Here is a 15,927-nt window from a genome sequence, read left to right on the forward strand (position 1 = left end):
GGAGGCGTTAACAAGGGCCCCCTCCTTGCACCCTCACCAGGAGCAGGTGAGGGCGGGGTCGCCGGCGACGCGGGCGGCGAGCCGGTCGCGGTGCTCGGCGATCGCCTCGCCGTAGACGGCGAGCAGCCCGGCGACGGTGCGCTGCCAGGAGAAGTCGCGGGCGTGCCGCTCGGCGCCCCGGGAGAGCGCGGCCCGGCGGGCCGGGTCCGGCAGCAGCCGGGCCAGCACCCGGGCCCAGTCGTCCGGGTCGTGGCCGTCGATGAGCACCCCGCTCACCCCGTCCCGAACGGCGGTGACCAGGCCGCCCCGGGCGGCGGCCAGCACCGGCGTGCCGCACGCCTGCGCCTCCAGCGCCACCAGCCCGAACGACTCGTTGTGCGAGGGCACCGCCACCAGATCGGCGGCCCGGTACAGCGCGGGCAGGGCGTCGCCGGTGAGCGGCGGCAGGAACCGCACCCGGTCGGTGACCCCGAGCGAGGCGGCCAGGTCGATCAGGGCGGTCGGCCGCTCCAGGCCGCTGCCGCTCGGCCCGCCGCAGATCACCACGGTCACCTCGTCGGCGAGCCGGGGATCGCAGCGCCGGAGCGCGGCCACCGCGCGGATCAGCACGTCGGGGGCCTTGAGCGGCTGGATCCGCCCGACGAACGCCACCACGTATCCGGCGGTGGGCAGCCCCAGCCGGCGCCGGGCCGCGCGGGTCGCGGCGGGCCGGTCGCCCGGGGTCGGGCGGAACCGGTCCAGGTCGACGCCGGGCTCGACCACGGCGACCCGCTGCGGGTCGGCGCCGTACCGGTCGAGCAGGTCCCGCGCCTCGACCCGGGTGTTCGCGATCAGCCGGTCGGCCTCGGCGACCACCTGCTCCTCACCGATCACCCGGGCCTTCGGCTCCGGCCGGTCACCGGCGGCGAGCTGGGCGTTCTTGACCTTCGCCAGGGTGTGCGCGGTGTGCGCCAGCGGCACCCCCCAGCGCTCCTTGGCCAGCCAGCCGACCTGGCCGGAGAGCCAGTAGTGCGAGTGGATCAGGTCGTAGTGGCCGGGCGGGCGGGACGCCTCGGCGCGCAGCACGCCGGCGGTGAAGGCGCAGAGCTGGCCCGGCAGTTCCTCCTTGGTCAGCCCCTCCAGGGGCCCGGAGGTGATGTGCCGGACGTGCACGCCGGGCGCCATCTCGACCACCGGCGGCAGGTCGCCGGAGGTGGCCCGGGTGAAGATCTCGACCTCGACGTCGGCCTCGGCGAGCCGCCGGGCGACCTCGAGGATGTAGACGTTCATGCCGCCCGCGTCACCCGTGCCGGGCTGGTGCAGCGGCGAGGTGTGCACGGAGAGGGTCGCGATCCGCCGGGGCCGCGGCCACGGCAGGGCACCCCGCTGACGACCGACACCGGTGTGCAAATCCGCCACGTCCGCTCCTTCTGTCACGGTTGATGCCGTCCCGCACGACCGGCGCTCCTCGGTCAACCTGTACGCCGGATGTCATCTTCCCCATCGGGCTTCGGAAATGCGCACGGCCGGGGTGGCCGGCGTGACGGACCTCATTCCGGCCCCCGCCGGGCCACCCGCGCGTGCCACCGGGGGCGGGGGCGAGAATGGTCCGATGACCTCTGTCGCGATCGTCACCGGGGCGTCCAGCGGGATAGGGGCGGCCACCGCCCGCCGGCTCGCCGCCGAGGGCTTCCACGTGCTCGCCGCCGCCCGGCGCACCGACCGGCTGGCCGGCCTGGTCGCCGAGATCGAGCGGGCCGGCGGCGCGGCCACCGCGCTGGCGTGCGACGTCACCTCCGACGAGTCGGTGGCCGGCCTGCGGGCCGCCGCCGAGGCCGCCCCCGGCCCGGTCACCCTGCTGGTCAACAACGCCGGCGGCGCGCGCGGGCTCGACCCGGTGGAGTCCGGCTCGGTCGGCGACTGGCAGTGGATGTACGACGTCAACGTGCTCGGCACGCTCCGGGTGACCCAGGCGCTGCTGCCCGCGCTGGTGGCCTCGGGCGCGGGGACCGTCGTGATCGTCAGCTCCACCGCCGGGCACACCGTCTACGAGGGCGGCGGCGGGTACACCGCGGCGAAGCACGCGCAGACCGCGATCGCCGGCACGCTCCGGCTGGAGCTGTGCGGCCGACCGGTCCGGGTGATCGAGATCGACCCGGGCATGGTGAAGACCGACGAGTTCGGCCTGGTCCGGTTCGGCGGCGACGCCGAGCGGGCGGCCGCCGTCTACGCCGGGGTGGCCGAGCCGCTCGTCGCCGACGACGTCGCCGACTGCGTCGCCTGGTGCGCCACCCGCCCGCACCACGTGAACATCGACCAGCTGGTGGTCCGCCCGCTGGCCCAGGCCGCCCAGCACAAGGTGCACCGGACCAGCTAATGGCGCACCGGCCGCTCGGGGTGGTCACCCGGGGGACGACGAACCCCAACCGGCTCCGGCGGGTGGACAACTGGATCGTCGAGACCTGCGGCGCCGCGCTGCGCGCCGCCGCCGACCCGCTGGTGGTCGACCTGGGCTACGGCGCCACCCCGGTCACCCCGGTCGAGCTGCGGGCCCGGCTGGCCGCCGGGGTACGCCCCGACGTGCGGGTGGTCGGGCTGGAGATCGATCCGGTACGGGTGGCCGCCGCCGAGCCGGCCGCCGACCCGCCGTGGCTCACCTTCGCCCGGGGCGGGTTCGAGCTGGCCGGGCTCCGTCCCGCCCTGGTCCGCGCGTTCAACGTGCTGCGCCAGTACGACGAGAGCGAGGTCGCCGGGGCCTGGCGCACGATGACCGAGCGGCTCGCCCCGGGCGGGCTGCTGGTCGAGGGCACCTGCGACGAGTTGGGGCGGCTGGGCGCGTGGGTGCTGTTGGACCGGACCGGGCCGCGCACCCTCACGCTCGCCGCGAAGCCGACCACGTTGGAGAGCCCGGCGACGCTGGCTGAGCGGCTGCCCAAGGCGCTGATCCACCGCAACGTCCCCGGCGAGCGCATCCACGACCTGATCCAGGCGCTGGAGCACGCCTGGCAGTCAGCGGCCGGCTACGCCCCCTTCGGCCCCCGCGAGCGCTGGACCCGCACCGTAGCCGCGCTGAAGCAGGCGGGCTGGCCCGTCCAGGGCCGCCCCCGCCACTGGCGCCGAGGCACCCTCACCCTCCCCTACCCCACCATCGCCCCCACGACACCTAGTTGATCATGAAGTTTGCGCCACGATTCCGGCAGAACTCGACGCAAACTTCATGATCGACGCTCTGAGACGGGGGGTGGGGGGGGTGGGGGGGGTTCGGGTTAGAGGGTGCAGTTGATGAGGACGGGTTCGGGGTGGAGGGGGGTGCCGAAGCGGGCGTGGACGCCATCGCGGATCTCCCGGGCCAGCCCCAGCAGGGCGGCGGTGCTGGTGCCGCCGGCGCGGTTGGTCAGGGCCAAGGTGTGTTTGGTGGAGATGGCGGTGCCGCCGGGGCCGGGGTGGCCCTTGGCGAAACCGGCCTTGTCGATCAGCCAGGCGGCGCTGACCTTGACCATGTCGCCGGGGCACGGCCAGGAGGGCGGTTCGCCCAGGTCGGCGGCCCGCTCGCGGAGCAGCTCGTACGCCTCCCGGTCGAGCACCGGGTTGGTGAAGAACGACCCGACCGACCAGGTGTCCGGGTCTTCCGCGTCCAGCACCATGCCCTTGCCGGCGCGCAGCCGCAGCACCGTGGACCGGGCCTCCGCCAGCGGCACCCGGCCGCCGACCTCGACGCCGAGCGACCGGGCCAGCTCGGCGTAGCGGACCGGGCCGGACAGCGGCGAGCGGGCAAGTCGGAAGTCGACCGAGAGCACCACCCAGCGGTCGCTGTACTTGAAGATGCTGGACCGGTACGCGAAGCCGCAGTCCGCCGCGTCGACCCGGCCGACGCTGCCGTCGGTGCGGTCGTACACCTGGACGCCGGTGATCGTCTCGGCCACCTCCTGGCCGTACGCGCCGACGTTCTGGATCGGGGTGGCCCCGGCCGAGCCGGGGATGCCGGAGAGGCACTCCACCCCGGACCAGCCGTTGGCGACGGTGGCGGCGACGAAGTCGTCCCACGGCTCGCCGGCCTCGACCCGTACGGTCACCGTGTCGGCGTCCTCGGTGAGCACCCGCAGCCCGCGCGAGCGGACCAGCACCACCGTGCCGGGGAACCCCTGGTCCCCGATCACCACGTTGCTGCCGCCCGCGAGGACGAGGATGGGCTCGTCATGCAGCTGCGCCTGCTGCACCTTTTGTACGATTTCCTCGGCGCTGACGGCGGTCACCAACCGGCCGGCGGGGCCACCGAGGCGCAGGGTGGTGTAACCGGCCAGCATGGCGGCGGCCGGCTGGGCGTCGGTTGACGGATGGGCGTAGACGTCTGACACGCCTTTCACCCTAGGCTGAGGGGTAGCCGCGGCAACCGTCTGGTGGCTCGGTCACCCCCGGGAGGATTGCGATGAGCAGACTGCACGGCACCAAGGACTTCTGGATCGGCGCCCTCCGGGCGGAGGGCCCCGCCTTCGCCGCCGCCGTCGCCGAGGCGCCGCCCGAGACACCCGTGCTCTCCTGCCCCGGTTGGACCGTCACCGACCTCGCCCACCATCTGACCCGGTCCTACGTCTGGGCCCGCACGGTGGTCACCGCCGGATCCGCCACCCGGCCCGAGCGGCACGACCCGGAGCCGCCGGCCGGTCTGACCCCGGCGCAGTGGTACCAGCAGGAGTTCGACCAGCTCATCGGGGTCTTCGAGGCGCTCGACCCGGAGGCCCCGGCGTGGAACTTCGCGCCGCAGCCGAAGAAGGCGGCGTTCTGGCCGCGCCGGGTGGCGCACGAGACCGCCGTGCACCGCTGGGACGCCCAGCTCGCCATCGCGGCCGGCGAGCCGATCGAGGCCAAGCTCGCCGCCGACGGGGTGAGCGAGGTGCTGGACACCTGGCTGCCGGCCGGCCGGCGGGTCGCCCCCGGCCAGTGGCACGGGGTGGTGCACCTGATCGCCACGGACGCCGCCCAGCACTGGTATCTGCGGCTGCGCGGCGAGGGCGTGGCCCTGCTGGACACCGCCACCATCCTCGACCACGACGACCACCACGCCCGCGCCCAGGTCACCGGCACGGCGAGCGACCTGCTGCTCGCCCTGATGGGGCGGGTCAGCTTCGACAACCTGGTGGTCGCCGGCGACCGGGGACTGCTGGACGGCCTGCGGGTCGGCGCCTGAACCGACCCGCCGCCGCACCGCCGCCGCCGAGGGCGGCCCTCCCCTGCGGAGGGCCGCCCTTTTGCGCTTGATAACGGTCTGAGAGCGCTCTCTTGACAGGAGCCGGGGCAGCGGCCACTCTTTCGTGAGAGCGCTCTCTCACATCGAGAAACCACTCCACCACCCGTCGACCTAGAGGGGTCAGATAAGAGATGGCAACCTTTTCGCGCCGCCGCCTGGCCGCGGTCGCCCTCGTCGCCGCCAGCACCCTGCTCGCCACCTCCGCCTGCGGCGGTGGCGACGATGCCGCCGAGGGCGGACCGATCACGCTGACCGTGGACGTGTTCGGCCAGTTCGGCTACGACGACCTCTACAAGGAGTACATGGCCGCGCACCCCGACGTGAAGATCGTCGAGCGGGGCACCGGCAGCAACCTCGACGAGTACTCGCCGAAGCTCACCCAGTGGCTGGCCGCGGGCAAGGGCGCCGGCGACGTCGTCGCCATCGAGGAGGGCCTGCTCGTCGAGTACAAGGCCCGCCCGCAGAACTTCGTGAATCTGCTCGACCACGGCGCCGCCGACCTCAAGGGCAACTTCCTGGAGTGGAAGTGGAACCAGGGCCTGACCGCCGACGGCAAGCAGTTGATCGGGCTCGGCACCGACGTCGGCGGCATGGCGATGTGCTACCGCAAGGACCTGTTCGCCAAGGCCGGCCTGCCCACCGAGCGGGACGAGGTGTCCAAGCTCTGGCCGACCTGGCAGGACTACATCAAGGTCGGTGAGCAGTTCAAGGCCAAGAACACCGGGGCGTCGTTCCTGGACGGGGCGACGAACACCTTCAACACCGTGCTGCTCCAGACCGCCGGCAACACCACCGGTTACAGCTACTACGACACGTCCGACAACCTGGTCGTGGACAGCAACCCGGCGGTCCGGCAGGCGTACGACACCACGATGGACATCATCGACTCCGGGCTGTCCGGCAAGTACGGCTCCTGGTCGGAGGAGTGGGTCTCCGCCTTCAAGCAGTCCAAGTTCGCCACCATCGCCTGCCCCGCCTGGTTGACCGGGGTCATCGAGGGCAACGCCGGCCCCGGCGGCAAGGGCAAGTGGGACGTGGCCGACGTCCCCGGCGACGGCGGCAACTGGGGCGGCTCCTTCCTGGCCGTGCCCAAGCAGAGCAAGCACCAGGCCGAGGCGATCGAGCTGGCCAAGTTCCTGACCAGCGCCAAGGGCCAGATCGGCGCGTTCAAGGCCAAGGGCCCGCTGCCGTCGTCGCCGCAGGCGCTCGAGGACCCGGCGATCATCGACTCGACGAACGCGTACTTCTCCGACGCTCCGGTCGGCAAGATCTTCGCCGAGGGCGCCAAGAGCCTGAAGCCGGTCTACATGGGACCGAAGAACCAGGCCGTCCGGACCGAGGTGGAGAACGCGGTCCGCACCGTCGAGCTGGGGCAGCGCAGCCCCGAACAGGGTTGGAACGACGCGGTCGGTAACGCGAAGAAGGCCGCGGCCAAGTAGCGGAGAAGCCATCCGTGCGGGCGGTCCCGGGGCACCCCGGGTGCCGCCCGCACGGCGGAAAGGAGTCCCGGACCATGGCCGTCCAGCTCGACGCCCGTCCGCCGGTCGCACCGGCGCCCCGCACCGACCGCTCCCGCCGGGGGCACCGGCTCAGCCGGTTCGACACGAAATACTCGCCCTATTTCTACATCGCGCCGTTCTTTCTGCTCTTCGGCGTCTTCGGGCTGTACCCGCTGATCTACACCTTCTGGGTCTCGCTGCACGACTGGGACCTGCTCGGCACCAGCCCCGCGTTCATCGGGCTGGACAACTACAGCGCGCTGATGGGCGACCCCGACTTCTGGCACTCGGTGGTCAACACCCTCGGCATCTTCGTCATCTCCACCGTCCCGCAACTGCTCCTCGCGCTCTGGCTGGCCAACCTGCTCAACCGCCAACTGCGGGCGCGCACCGGCTGGCGGATGGCGGTGCTGGTCCCGAACGTCACCTCGACCGCCGCGGTGGCCATCGTCTTCGGGGTGCTCTTCGGCCGCGAGTTCGGCATGATCAACTGGCTGCTCGACCACGTCGGCATCGACGCGATCAACTGGAAGGCCAACCGGATCGCCTCCTGGGTGGCCATCTCCACCATGGTCGACTGGCGGTGGACCGGCTACAACGCGCTGATCTTCCTGGCCGCCATGCAGGCCATCCCGCGCGACCTGTACGAGTCCGCCTCCATCGACGGCGCGACCCGGTCCCGGCAGTTCTGGTCGATCACCGTGCCGCTGCTCAAGCCGACAATCATCTTCGCGGTCATCATCTCCACCATCGGCGGGCTCCAGCTCTTCACCGAGCCACGGATGTTCCACTCCGGCACCAACCCGATCCGGGGCGGGAGCCTGCGCGAGTCGCAGACGGTGACCATGTACATGTTCGAGAACGCCTTCGCCCCGAACTACAACTTCGGCTACGGCTCGGCGGTCGCCTGGCTGCTCTTCGCGCTCATCGCGGTGGTCGCGGCCATCAACGTGCTGCTGCTGCGCCGGCTCGGCGGTGGCGGCGGCCTGAAGGAGGACGCCTGATGTCCCGGATCTGGTCGGCCGGCCGACTCACCTACCTGGCCCTGATCCTCACCGCCGTCCTGTCGATCTTCCCGATCTACTGGATGTTCGTGGTGGCCAGCCGGACCAGCGACGCGATGGGTCAGGTGCCACCGCCGATCACCCCGGGCGGCAACCTGGGCGCGAACATCGCCCAGCTCTTCGACAACACCGACGCGTACTTCCTGACCGGTCTGATCAACTCGGCGATCGTGGCGACCACGGTCACCGTGTCGGTGGTGTTCTTCTCCACCCTGGCCGGCTTCGCCTTCGCCAAGCTGCGCTTCCGGGGACGCAACGCGCTGCTACTGGTGATCATCGCGACCATGATGGTGCCGACCCAGCTCGGCATCATCCCGCTGTACATGCTGATGACCAAGCTGAACTGGAACGACCGGCTGCCGGCGGTGATCGTGCCGGCCCTGGTCACCGGGTTCGGCGTGTTCCTGATGCGCCAGTACGCCGGCCAGGCGGTGAGCACCGAGCTGATCGAGGCGGCCCGGATGGACGGCTGCAACAGCGCCCGGATCTACTGGAACGTGGTGCTGCCCGCGCTGCGTCCCGCCGCCGCGGTGCTCGGCCTGCTCACCTTCATGACCACCTGGAACGACTTCCTCTGGCCGTACGCGGTGCTCAACGACCCGGAGAACCCGACCGTGCAGCTGTCGCTGCGGGCCCTGTCGGACGGCTACTACCAGGACATGTCGCAGGTGTTCACCGGGACGGCGATCGCCACCCTGCCCCTGCTGCTGGTGTTCGTCGTGTTCGGCCGCCAGATCATCGGGGGCATCATGGAAGGTGCGGTGAAGGCGTGAGCGCGAGGAGTGAGCCGGGTTTGCGAGCCCCGCAGTCGCGAACGGAAGAAGGGCCCAGCGTGAGTCCGCTTCGTTTCCCCGAGGGCTTCGTCTGGGGGGCGGCCACCGCGGCGTACCAGATCGAGGGCGCGGCCACCGAGGACGGCCGCGGCCCGTCGATCTGGGACACCTTCAGCCGTACGCCGGGCCGGGTGTTCCAGGGGCACACCGGCGACGTCGCCTGCGACCACTACCACCGGTACCCGCAGGACGTGGCGCTGATGGCCGACCTGGGGTTGCGGGCGTACCGGTTCTCGGTGTCCTGGCCCCGGATCCGCCCCGACGGCACCGGCCCGGTCAACCCGCGCGGGCTGGACTTCTACGACCGGCTCACCGACGCGCTGCTGGCCCGGGGCATCGACCCGATCGTCACGCTCTACCACTGGGACCTGCCGCAGACCCTCCAGGACGCCGGGGGCTGGACCAGCCGGAACACCGCCGCGCACCTGGCCGACTACGCGGTCGCGGTGCACTCCCGGCTGGGCGACCGGATCCGCACCTGGACCACCCTCAACGAGCCGTGGTGCTCGGCCTACCTGGGCTACGGCAACGGGCTGCACGCTCCCGGCGAGCGGGACGCCGGGGCGGCCTTCCGAGCCGTACACCATCTGCTGCTGGGGCACGGCCTGGCGGCCCGGGCGCTGCGCGCGGCCGGCGCGGAGGTCGTCGGGATCACCCTGAACCCGGCGGACGTCCGGCCCGCCGACCCGGACAGCGCGGCGGACGCCGCCGCGGTACGCCTCGTCGACGGCCTGCACAACCGGATCTTCCTGGACCCGCTGACCGGCGCCGGCTACCCGGCGGACGTGCTGGAGCACGTCTCCCGGATGGTGGAGCCGGACTTCATCCGGGACGGCGACGAGAAGACCATCGCGGCCCCCATCGACCTGCTCGGGGTCAACTTCTACGCGCCGACCTACGTGGCCGGCCGGGCCGGCGCGGCGGGTGGCAGCGCGTGGCCGGGCACCGAGGGGTCGGTGGAGTTCCTGCCGCCGGTGGGCCCGCTCACCGACATGGGCTGGATGATCGAACCGGCGTCGCTGACCCGGCTGCTGGAACGGATCGCCACCGACTACCCGGGGCTGCCGCTGATCATCACCGAGAACGGCGCGGCGTTCCCGGACAAGCAGAGCGAGGAGGGCCCGGACGGCACCGGCTGGGTGGCCGACAGCGACCGGGTGGCGTACCTCGACGGGCATCTGCGGGCGGCGCACGCGGCCATCGCCCGGGGGGTGGACCTGCGCGGTTATCTCGTATGGTCGTTCCTGGACAACTTCGAATGGGCCGAGGGTTACCGCAAGCGGTTCGGGATCGTCCACGTCGACTACCTGACCCAGCGGCGCACACCGAAGGAGAGCGCTCGCTGGTACCAGGAGGTGATCGCCCGGAACGGGCTGTGACGAGGTGGTGGTAACGGGGATGACGACCGCACAGCGACCGACCCTGGAGGCGGTGGCCCGGCTGGCCGGGGTGTCCCGGGCCACCGTGTCCCGGGTGGTGAACGGCTCGACCACGGTCGCCGCGCCGATCCGCGAGGCGGTCCACCGGGCGGTGGCCGAGCTGGGGTACGTGCCCAACCTCGCCGCCCGCAGCCTGGTCACCCAGCGGACCGACTCGGTGGCCCTGGTCATGCCCGAGGAGGCCACCCGGGTCTTCTCCGACGACCAGGTGTTCCCGGGGATCATCCGTGGGGTGAGCCAGGAGTTGGAGGCGGCCGACAAGCAGCTGGTGCTGATGCTGGCCGGGTCGGCGGCCGGGCACGAACGGGTCGAGCGGTACACCACCGGCCGGCACGTCGACGGGGTGCTCTTCGCCTCGCTGCACGGCGAGGACCCGCTGCCCGCCACGCTGTCCCGGCTCGGCATCCCGGTGGTCTGCGCCGGCCGCCCGCTGGGCGGCGCCGAGGTGCCGTACGTCGACGTGGACAACGTCGGCGGGGTGACCCGGGCGGTGCGGCACCTGGCCGACCGGGGCCGGCGGCGGATCGCCACCATCGCCGGCCCGCAGGACATGGTCGCGGCCATCGAGCGGCTCACCGCCTACCGGGCGGCGGTCGCCGCGGCCGGGCTGCCGGAGCTGGTCGCGTACGGCGACTTCACCCGGGAGTCGGGGACCGCGGCGATGCAGCAGCTCCTCGCCGAGCACCCCGACCTGGACGCGGTCTTCGCCGCCTCCGACCTGATGGCGCACGCCGCCCTGCGCACGCTGCACGGGGCGGGGCGGCGGGTGCCGGATGACGTGGCGGTGGTCGGCTTCGACGACATCGAGACGGCCGCCTACACCGAACCGCCGCTGACCACCGTCCGCTGGGACATCGTGGAGCTGGGCCGGGCGATGACCCGCCAGCTACTGCGGATGGCGGCCGGCGAACCGATCGAGGAGACCGTCATCCTCCCCACGGAACTGGTGGTGCGCGGCTCCGCCTGAGGTGCAAGGAGGGGGCCCCGGTTAACGCATTCCGCATAGCAGGGGCCCCCTGTTAACAGCTCGCGCGAGCCAGCCGCCCGGCGCTACCGTCGCCGGATGACCGCACCCACCCGGCTGGTTCCGGTGCCCGAACTCTCCGCCGCCCAGTACGCGTACGCCGCCACTGTCGATCCGCCGGCCCGGCTGGTCTTCGCCGCCGGCGCCTGCCCGCTCGACGCCGCGGGCCGTACCGTCGCTCCGGGCGACTTCGCCGCCCAGGCCCGGCAGGTGCTGGCGAACCTGGAGGTCGCGCTGGCCGCGACGGGCGCGGGCCTCGCCGACGTCGTCAAGACCACCGTGTACGTCGCGTCGGCGCACCGGCCCGACCTGGTGACCGTCTGGCAGGTGGTGCGCGACGCGTTCGGCGACCACGAGCCGCCCAGCACCCTGCTCGGCGTGGCGGTGCTCGGCTACCCCGACCAGCTCGTCGAGGTCGAGGCGGTCGCCGCCGTCCGCGAGGTGGGCTGATGCGGATCCGGACCTGCGTGCCGGCGGACGCCGCCGAGGTGGTCGCGCTGCGCGCCCTGGTGCACCCGTACCTGGTGCGCGGGGTCGACTCGACCCGGCACATGATCGCCGATCCGCCGCCCGGCGAGGACTGGACCGCCTGGGTGGCCGAGGTCGACGGCCGGGTGGTCGGCTGGGCGTCGGCGTACCGGAACAGCCAGACCTCCGAGCCGGACTTCGGCGAGATCTCCACCCTGCACGTGCACCCCGAACACCGGGGGCGGGGCCTCGGCACCGGGCTGCTGGACGCCGCGCTGGGCCACCTGCGGGCCATCGGCGCCCGGCGGGTGCTGACCTGGGCGCAGCCCGGTTCGCTGCCGTTCGCCCGCCGGCACGGGTTCACGCCCAGCCGGGAGGCGCGCTACTCGGCGCTCGACCTGCGGCCCGCCCCGCCGATGCCGCAGCCGCCGCCCGGCGTACGCCTGCGGTCGGCCGCCGAGGTGGACCCCCGACTGATCCACCAGGTGGACGCCGCGGCGTCGCTGGACGAGCCCGGCGACGTCCCGACCGACGCGATGGGCTTCGACATCTGGCGCTACGAGGTGTGGGACAACCCGGGGCTGGACCGGCAGGCCACCACGCTGGTGGAGGTCGACGGCACGCCGGCCGCGGTCAGCCTGGTCAAGCGGGACGGCGAGCGGATGTGGTCGGCGTTCACCGGCACGGTCCCGGGGTACCGGGGGCGGGGGCTGGCCGGGCTGGCCAAGCGCGCCGCGCTGCACCGGGCCGCCGCCGGCGGGGTCACCGTGGCGTACACCTCGAACGACGAGGCGAACGGGCCGATGCTGGCGGTCAACGCCCGGCTCGGCTACCGGCCGGTGGCGTCCCAGTGGAGCTGCCTGCGCGAGCTGACCTGACGGCGGGCCGGGCCCGCCGACCCCGGCCGATCGCCGGACCGGGCCGCGTCGGGAGTCACCCGGCGTCGAAGGTCCGGCGGGCGACAGCGTACGGCTCGGCGCCGAAGAGCACCAGGCGGGCCGCGGTGACCGTGGCCGGGGTGGCCGGGCGCAGCACGGTCAGCGCCTGGCGTACCGCGTCGTCGACCGGCCAGCCGTAGACGCCGGCCGAGATCAGCGGGAAGGCGAGGCGCGCAGCGCCCGGCACTCGGCCAGGATGGCCGGCCCACCCCGGCGGTGGATCGCGCCGTCGACTCCGCCGCCGCCGAGCAGCGACGAGTTGGCCGCGTTCACCACCACGTCGACCGCCTGGGCGGTGATGTCGCCCTCGACCAGGATGATCTCCATGTCAGCGCTCCTCGATGTGCTGGCCCAACGAGCGGCGGGTCAGCAGGGTGGCGCCCGCGACGGCGGCGGGCATGATGAGCACCGCGCCGAGCGGGATCAGGAAGCAGACGAAGACGGCCACGCCGAAGCCGAGCGCGGTCGGCCGGTCCACCTTGAGGGCGGCCCGCCGGTCGGGCAGCCGCAGGCCGCGCCGGGAGAACGGGCCGCCGACCAGTTCCAGGGCGAGCAGCCAGCCGCCCACCGCGCCGCCGACCACCGGCACCACGGTCTGACCGACCACCGGGATGAACCCGGCGGCGAAGAGCGGGACGCCGACCAGCACGGAGAGGCCGATCAGCCGCAGCGAGTCGGCCACGCTGCGGCGCAGCGACGGCCAGAAGGGCACCTCCACCGCGCCGGGGGTGCCGCCGAGACGTTCCTCCACCCGCTCGGAGATCTTTTCGTAGAACGGGTCACCGAGGGCCAGCGTGACCGCGGTGAAGGTGAGCACCCCGAGCAGCCCGCCGACGCCGAGGAAGGCCAGCCCGGCCGCCACCCGGACCGCGCCGCGCAGCCCGGTCGACCAGTCGTCGGCGAACGGGGTGGCCCACGCCGCCAGGTCGTTCACGAAGTACACCAGGGTGCCCAGCGCGGCCAGGAACAGCGCGCCGGAGATCAACGCCGGGAGGAGGCCGAGCAGCATCAGGCCGGGGCTGCGGACGTACAGGCCCAGGCCACGCAGCAGCAGGCCGGCGCCGGCGAGGAAGCGGCCGGCGGCGCCGGCCACCGGCGCGACGGAGCGGGTTGCGTTCACGACCGCCGAGCCTAGCCGCCGCCGGCACGCCCGCCCGGGAGGTGTTAACCGGGGGCCCTTCCTATACCGAATGCGTTAACAGGGGGCCCCTCCTTGCACAATGGGCGGGTGCGGGCTGCTCGGCTGATCTCTCTGCTGCTGTTGTTGCAGTCGCGGGAGACCATGACCGCGGCCGAGCTGGCCCGGGAGCTGGAGGTCTCCGAGCGGACCGTCTACCGGGACGTGCTGGCGCTCTCCGCCGCCGGCATCCCGGTCTACGCCGACCGGGGCCGGGCCGGCGGCTACCGGTTGCTCGGCGGCTTCCGGACCCGGCTGACCGGGCTGACCCGCGACGAGGCGGAGGCGCTCTTCCTGGCCGGGCTGCCCGGACCGGCCGGGGACATGGGGCTGGCGGACGCGGTGGCCGCCGCCGAGCTGAAGGTGCTCGCCGCGCTGCCGCCCGGGTTGCGGGACGCGCCGGCCCGGACCGGGCAACGGTTCCACCTGGACGTGCCGGGCTGGTTCGGCGAGTCGACCCCGCCGCCGTGGCTGGCCGAGTTGGCCCGGGCGGTCTGGCGGGACCGGGTGGTGGACCTGCGTTACCGGCGCGGGGAGCGCGAGGTGGCCCGCCGGGTCGAGCCGTACGGGCTGGTGCTCAAGAACGGGACCTGGTATCTGGTGGGCCGGGTCGGCGGGGCGACTCGGACCTACCGGGTGGACCGGGTGGTCGGGGTCGAGGCGGGTGCGGAGACCTTCGACCGGGACGAGGGGTTCGACCTGGCCGGCCACTGGCGGGAGCAGGCCGAGGCGTTCCTCCGGCAACTGCAACCCGAGCGGGTCACCGTCCGGTTGAGCCCCGCCGGCCTGCGCGCGCTGCGGGCCGTGGCGGGCTCCCCGTTCGCGTACGACGAGGCGGTGGCCGCCGCGGGCGAGCCCGACGGGCAGGGCTGGGTGGTGACCCGGTTGCCCGTCGAGTCCGTGCCGGTGGCGTACGGCATGCTGCTCGGGCTGGGCCCGGAGGTGGAGGTGCTGGATCCACCCGAGCTGCGGGAGCTGTTCACCGACGCGGCCCGCCGTTTCGCCGGGCTCTACGGGAGGTGACCCGGCCGATGCCCGCGTTGCCGCGCGGATACCGCCGCGGTGCCGCCCGCCTCGGTGGGAGGTCGTCGACAACGCGGTCGACGAGGCGCTGACGGGCTACTGCGACACCATCGACGGGTGGTGGGTGGGCAAGCTACGAACTTGATGTCGTAGACGAATCAGGGTGGCAGCGGAATCCCGCAATTGGGGTGCTTCTTCCGGCGCGGTGATTCGTTCACGACATCAAGTTCGTAGCCTGCTTGGCGCACCCCCGAGGTCGGCCGAGGCGCCGGGTGAGCGGGCGGCGCGGAACGAGGATCAGCGGTACTCGGCGACGTCGGCCTTCCGGCCGCCCTCGACCACCTCCACGATGTACCGGAAGCCCTGCGGCCGGCTGCCGTCCAGGTCGGTGAAGCCGTACACCTGGGCCAGCTCGCCGCTGTCCACGGACCTGCCGTTCCACCGGGCCCGGTCCGGGTCGGCGGCCAGCGCGGCCACCGCCCGCCCCACGTACGCGGGGGTTTCGGAGACCTCGAAGCCCGGCTGCTTCGCGATGGCGTCGCGCCAGTTCTCCTCGGTGACGCCGAAGATCTCCAGCATCGTTTCGGACCGCAGCCAGCCCGGGGTCAGCGCCACCGCCGTGCAGTCGTGCGGCTTCAGCTCCTCGGCCAGCACGAAGCCGAGCCGGTTGACGCAGGTCTTGGCCAGGTCGTAGAAGGCGGACAGCCGGTAGTGCGTGTCGTTGTACGCCTTCGTGCCGTCGCCGATCTCCACCACCAGCCCGCCCGGGTTGCGGATCAGCAGCGGCAGCGCGAAGTGGCTGGTGATCAGGTGGGTGTGCACGGCCAGCTCCAGGATCCGGAAGCCCCGGTCCAGCGGCTGCTTCCAGACCGGCTCGTTCCAGGTGACCAGGTGGTCGCTGCCCCAGATGTCGTTGACCAGCACGTCGAGCCGGCCCTGCTCGGCGTCGATCCGGTCCACCAGGTCACGGACCTGGTCGGGAACCAGGTGGTCGACGGCGACCGCGATGCCGGTGCCGCCGGCCGCCGTGACCAGCTCCGCGGTCTCCTCGATGGTCTCCGGCCGGTCCATCTCGGAGCGGTTGGCCCGGGTGCTGCGGCCGGTGGCGTAGACCGTCGCGCCGGCCGCGCCCAGTTGGACGGCGATCTGCCGGCCGGCACCCCGGGTCGCCCCGGCCACCAGTGCGATCTTTCCTGTCAGCGGTTTCGTCGTCATGTCACCGAGCCTGACAGCGAAGG

General features: G+C 73.1%; 15 protein-coding genes and 1 pseudogene. 11 read left to right on the plus strand and 5 right to left on the minus strand.

Features of this window, described 5'->3' with window-relative positions:
• Positions 1 to 33: 33 nt before the first annotated feature.
• Positions 34 to 1,398, minus strand: coding sequence for a D-inositol-3-phosphate glycosyltransferase (gene mshA / locus K7640_RS14295; protein WP_222955292.1), 1,365 nt, complete (start codon positions 1,396 to 1,398; stop codon positions 34 to 36).
• A gap of 193 nt (positions 1,399 to 1,591) precedes the next feature.
• Between mshA and K7640_RS14300 the strand changes: the two genes are divergently transcribed.
• Together K7640_RS14300 and K7640_RS14305 are read left to right on the plus strand one after the other, a co-directional pair.
• The gene (locus tag K7640_RS14300) at positions 1,592 to 2,356 is read left to right on the plus strand and encodes an SDR family NAD(P)-dependent oxidoreductase (RefSeq protein WP_222955293.1); all 765 of its coding nucleotides are present in this window, start codon (positions 1,592 to 1,594) and stop codon (positions 2,354 to 2,356) included.
• Positions 2,356 to 3,150, plus strand: a complete 795-nt coding sequence (locus K7640_RS14305; protein ID WP_222955294.1) for a class I SAM-dependent methyltransferase — start codon at positions 2,356 to 2,358, stop codon at positions 3,148 to 3,150. Before K7640_RS14300 ends, K7640_RS14305 begins: the two co-directional genes overlap by 1 nt.
• A 95-nt stretch (positions 3,151 to 3,245) precedes the next feature.
• Here K7640_RS14305 and K7640_RS14310 read toward each other — a convergent pair whose 3' ends face one another.
• Positions 3,246 to 4,283, minus strand: coding sequence for a UDP-N-acetylmuramate dehydrogenase (locus tag K7640_RS14310; protein WP_222955489.1), 1,038 nt, complete (start codon positions 4,281 to 4,283; stop codon positions 3,246 to 3,248).
• 122 nt (positions 4,284 to 4,405) lie between these two features.
• On the opposite strand from K7640_RS14310, the gene K7640_RS14315 reads away from it, so the two are divergent.
• From K7640_RS14315 to K7640_RS14350, 8 genes are all read left to right on the plus strand, one after another.
• A complete protein-coding gene (locus K7640_RS14315; RefSeq protein ID WP_222955295.1) occupies positions 4,406 to 5,164 on the plus strand; it encodes a maleylpyruvate isomerase family mycothiol-dependent enzyme in 759 nt (252 codons plus the stop codon).
• 191 nt (positions 5,165 to 5,355) lie between these two features.
• Positions 5,356 to 6,663, plus strand: coding sequence for an ABC transporter substrate-binding protein (locus tag K7640_RS14320; RefSeq protein WP_222955296.1), 1,308 nt, complete (start codon positions 5,356 to 5,358; stop codon positions 6,661 to 6,663).
• A 74-nt stretch (positions 6,664 to 6,737) separates the two neighbouring features.
• Entirely contained in the window at positions 6,738 to 7,727 is a 990-nt protein-coding gene (locus K7640_RS14325; RefSeq protein ID WP_222955297.1) for a carbohydrate ABC transporter permease, read from the plus strand.
• Positions 7,727 to 8,560, plus strand: coding sequence for a carbohydrate ABC transporter permease (locus K7640_RS14330; RefSeq protein ID WP_222955298.1), 834 nt, complete (start codon positions 7,727 to 7,729; stop codon positions 8,558 to 8,560). The genes K7640_RS14325 and K7640_RS14330 overlap by 1 nt, the downstream gene beginning before the upstream one ends.
• A 59-nt stretch (positions 8,561 to 8,619) precedes the next feature.
• Complete coding sequence (locus K7640_RS14335; RefSeq protein WP_222955299.1) at positions 8,620 to 9,999, plus strand: GH1 family beta-glucosidase; 1,380 nt, start codon at positions 8,620 to 8,622, stop codon at positions 9,997 to 9,999.
• A gap of 19 nt (positions 10,000 to 10,018) precedes the next feature.
• A complete protein-coding gene (locus tag K7640_RS14340) occupies positions 10,019 to 11,026 on the plus strand; it encodes a LacI family DNA-binding transcriptional regulator (protein ID WP_222955300.1) in 1,008 nt (335 codons plus the stop codon).
• 96 nt (positions 11,027 to 11,122) lie between these two features.
• Positions 11,123 to 11,533, plus strand: a complete 411-nt coding sequence (locus K7640_RS14345) for a RidA family protein (RefSeq protein WP_222955301.1) — start codon at positions 11,123 to 11,125, stop codon at positions 11,531 to 11,533.
• The gene (locus K7640_RS14350; protein WP_222955302.1) at positions 11,533 to 12,429 is read left to right on the plus strand and encodes a GNAT family N-acetyltransferase; all 897 of its coding nucleotides are present in this window, start codon (positions 11,533 to 11,535) and stop codon (positions 12,427 to 12,429) included. Before K7640_RS14345 ends, K7640_RS14350 begins: the two co-directional genes overlap by 1 nt.
• A 55-nt stretch (positions 12,430 to 12,484) precedes the next feature.
• Here the strand turns inward: K7640_RS14350 and K7640_RS14355 are convergent.
• A pseudogene (locus tag K7640_RS14355) lies at positions 12,485 to 12,816 on the minus strand (macro domain-containing protein).
• A 1-nt stretch (position 12,817) separates the two neighbouring features.
• Positions 12,818 to 13,609 (minus strand): EI24 domain-containing protein, encoded by a 792-nt coding sequence (locus K7640_RS14360; RefSeq protein ID WP_222955303.1) that lies wholly within the window; start codon positions 13,607 to 13,609, stop codon positions 12,818 to 12,820.
• A 108-nt stretch (positions 13,610 to 13,717) separates the two neighbouring features.
• Between K7640_RS14360 and K7640_RS14365 the strand changes: the two genes are divergently transcribed.
• Positions 13,718 to 14,689, plus strand: a complete 972-nt coding sequence (locus tag K7640_RS14365; RefSeq protein ID WP_222955304.1) for a YafY family protein — start codon at positions 13,718 to 13,720, stop codon at positions 14,687 to 14,689.
• Between the two features lie 297 nt (positions 14,690 to 14,986).
• Here K7640_RS14365 and K7640_RS14370 read toward each other — a convergent pair whose 3' ends face one another.
• On the minus strand, positions 14,987 to 15,904 hold the full coding sequence (locus tag K7640_RS14370) for an SDR family oxidoreductase (protein WP_222955305.1): 918 nt from the start codon (positions 15,902 to 15,904) through the stop codon (positions 14,987 to 14,989).
• Between the last annotated feature and the right edge of the window lie 23 nt (positions 15,905 to 15,927).

The sequence above is a fragment of the Micromonospora sp. PLK6-60 genome (genome assembly GCF_019890675.1).
Lineage (GTDB): Bacteria > Actinomycetota > Actinomycetes > Mycobacteriales > Micromonosporaceae > Micromonospora.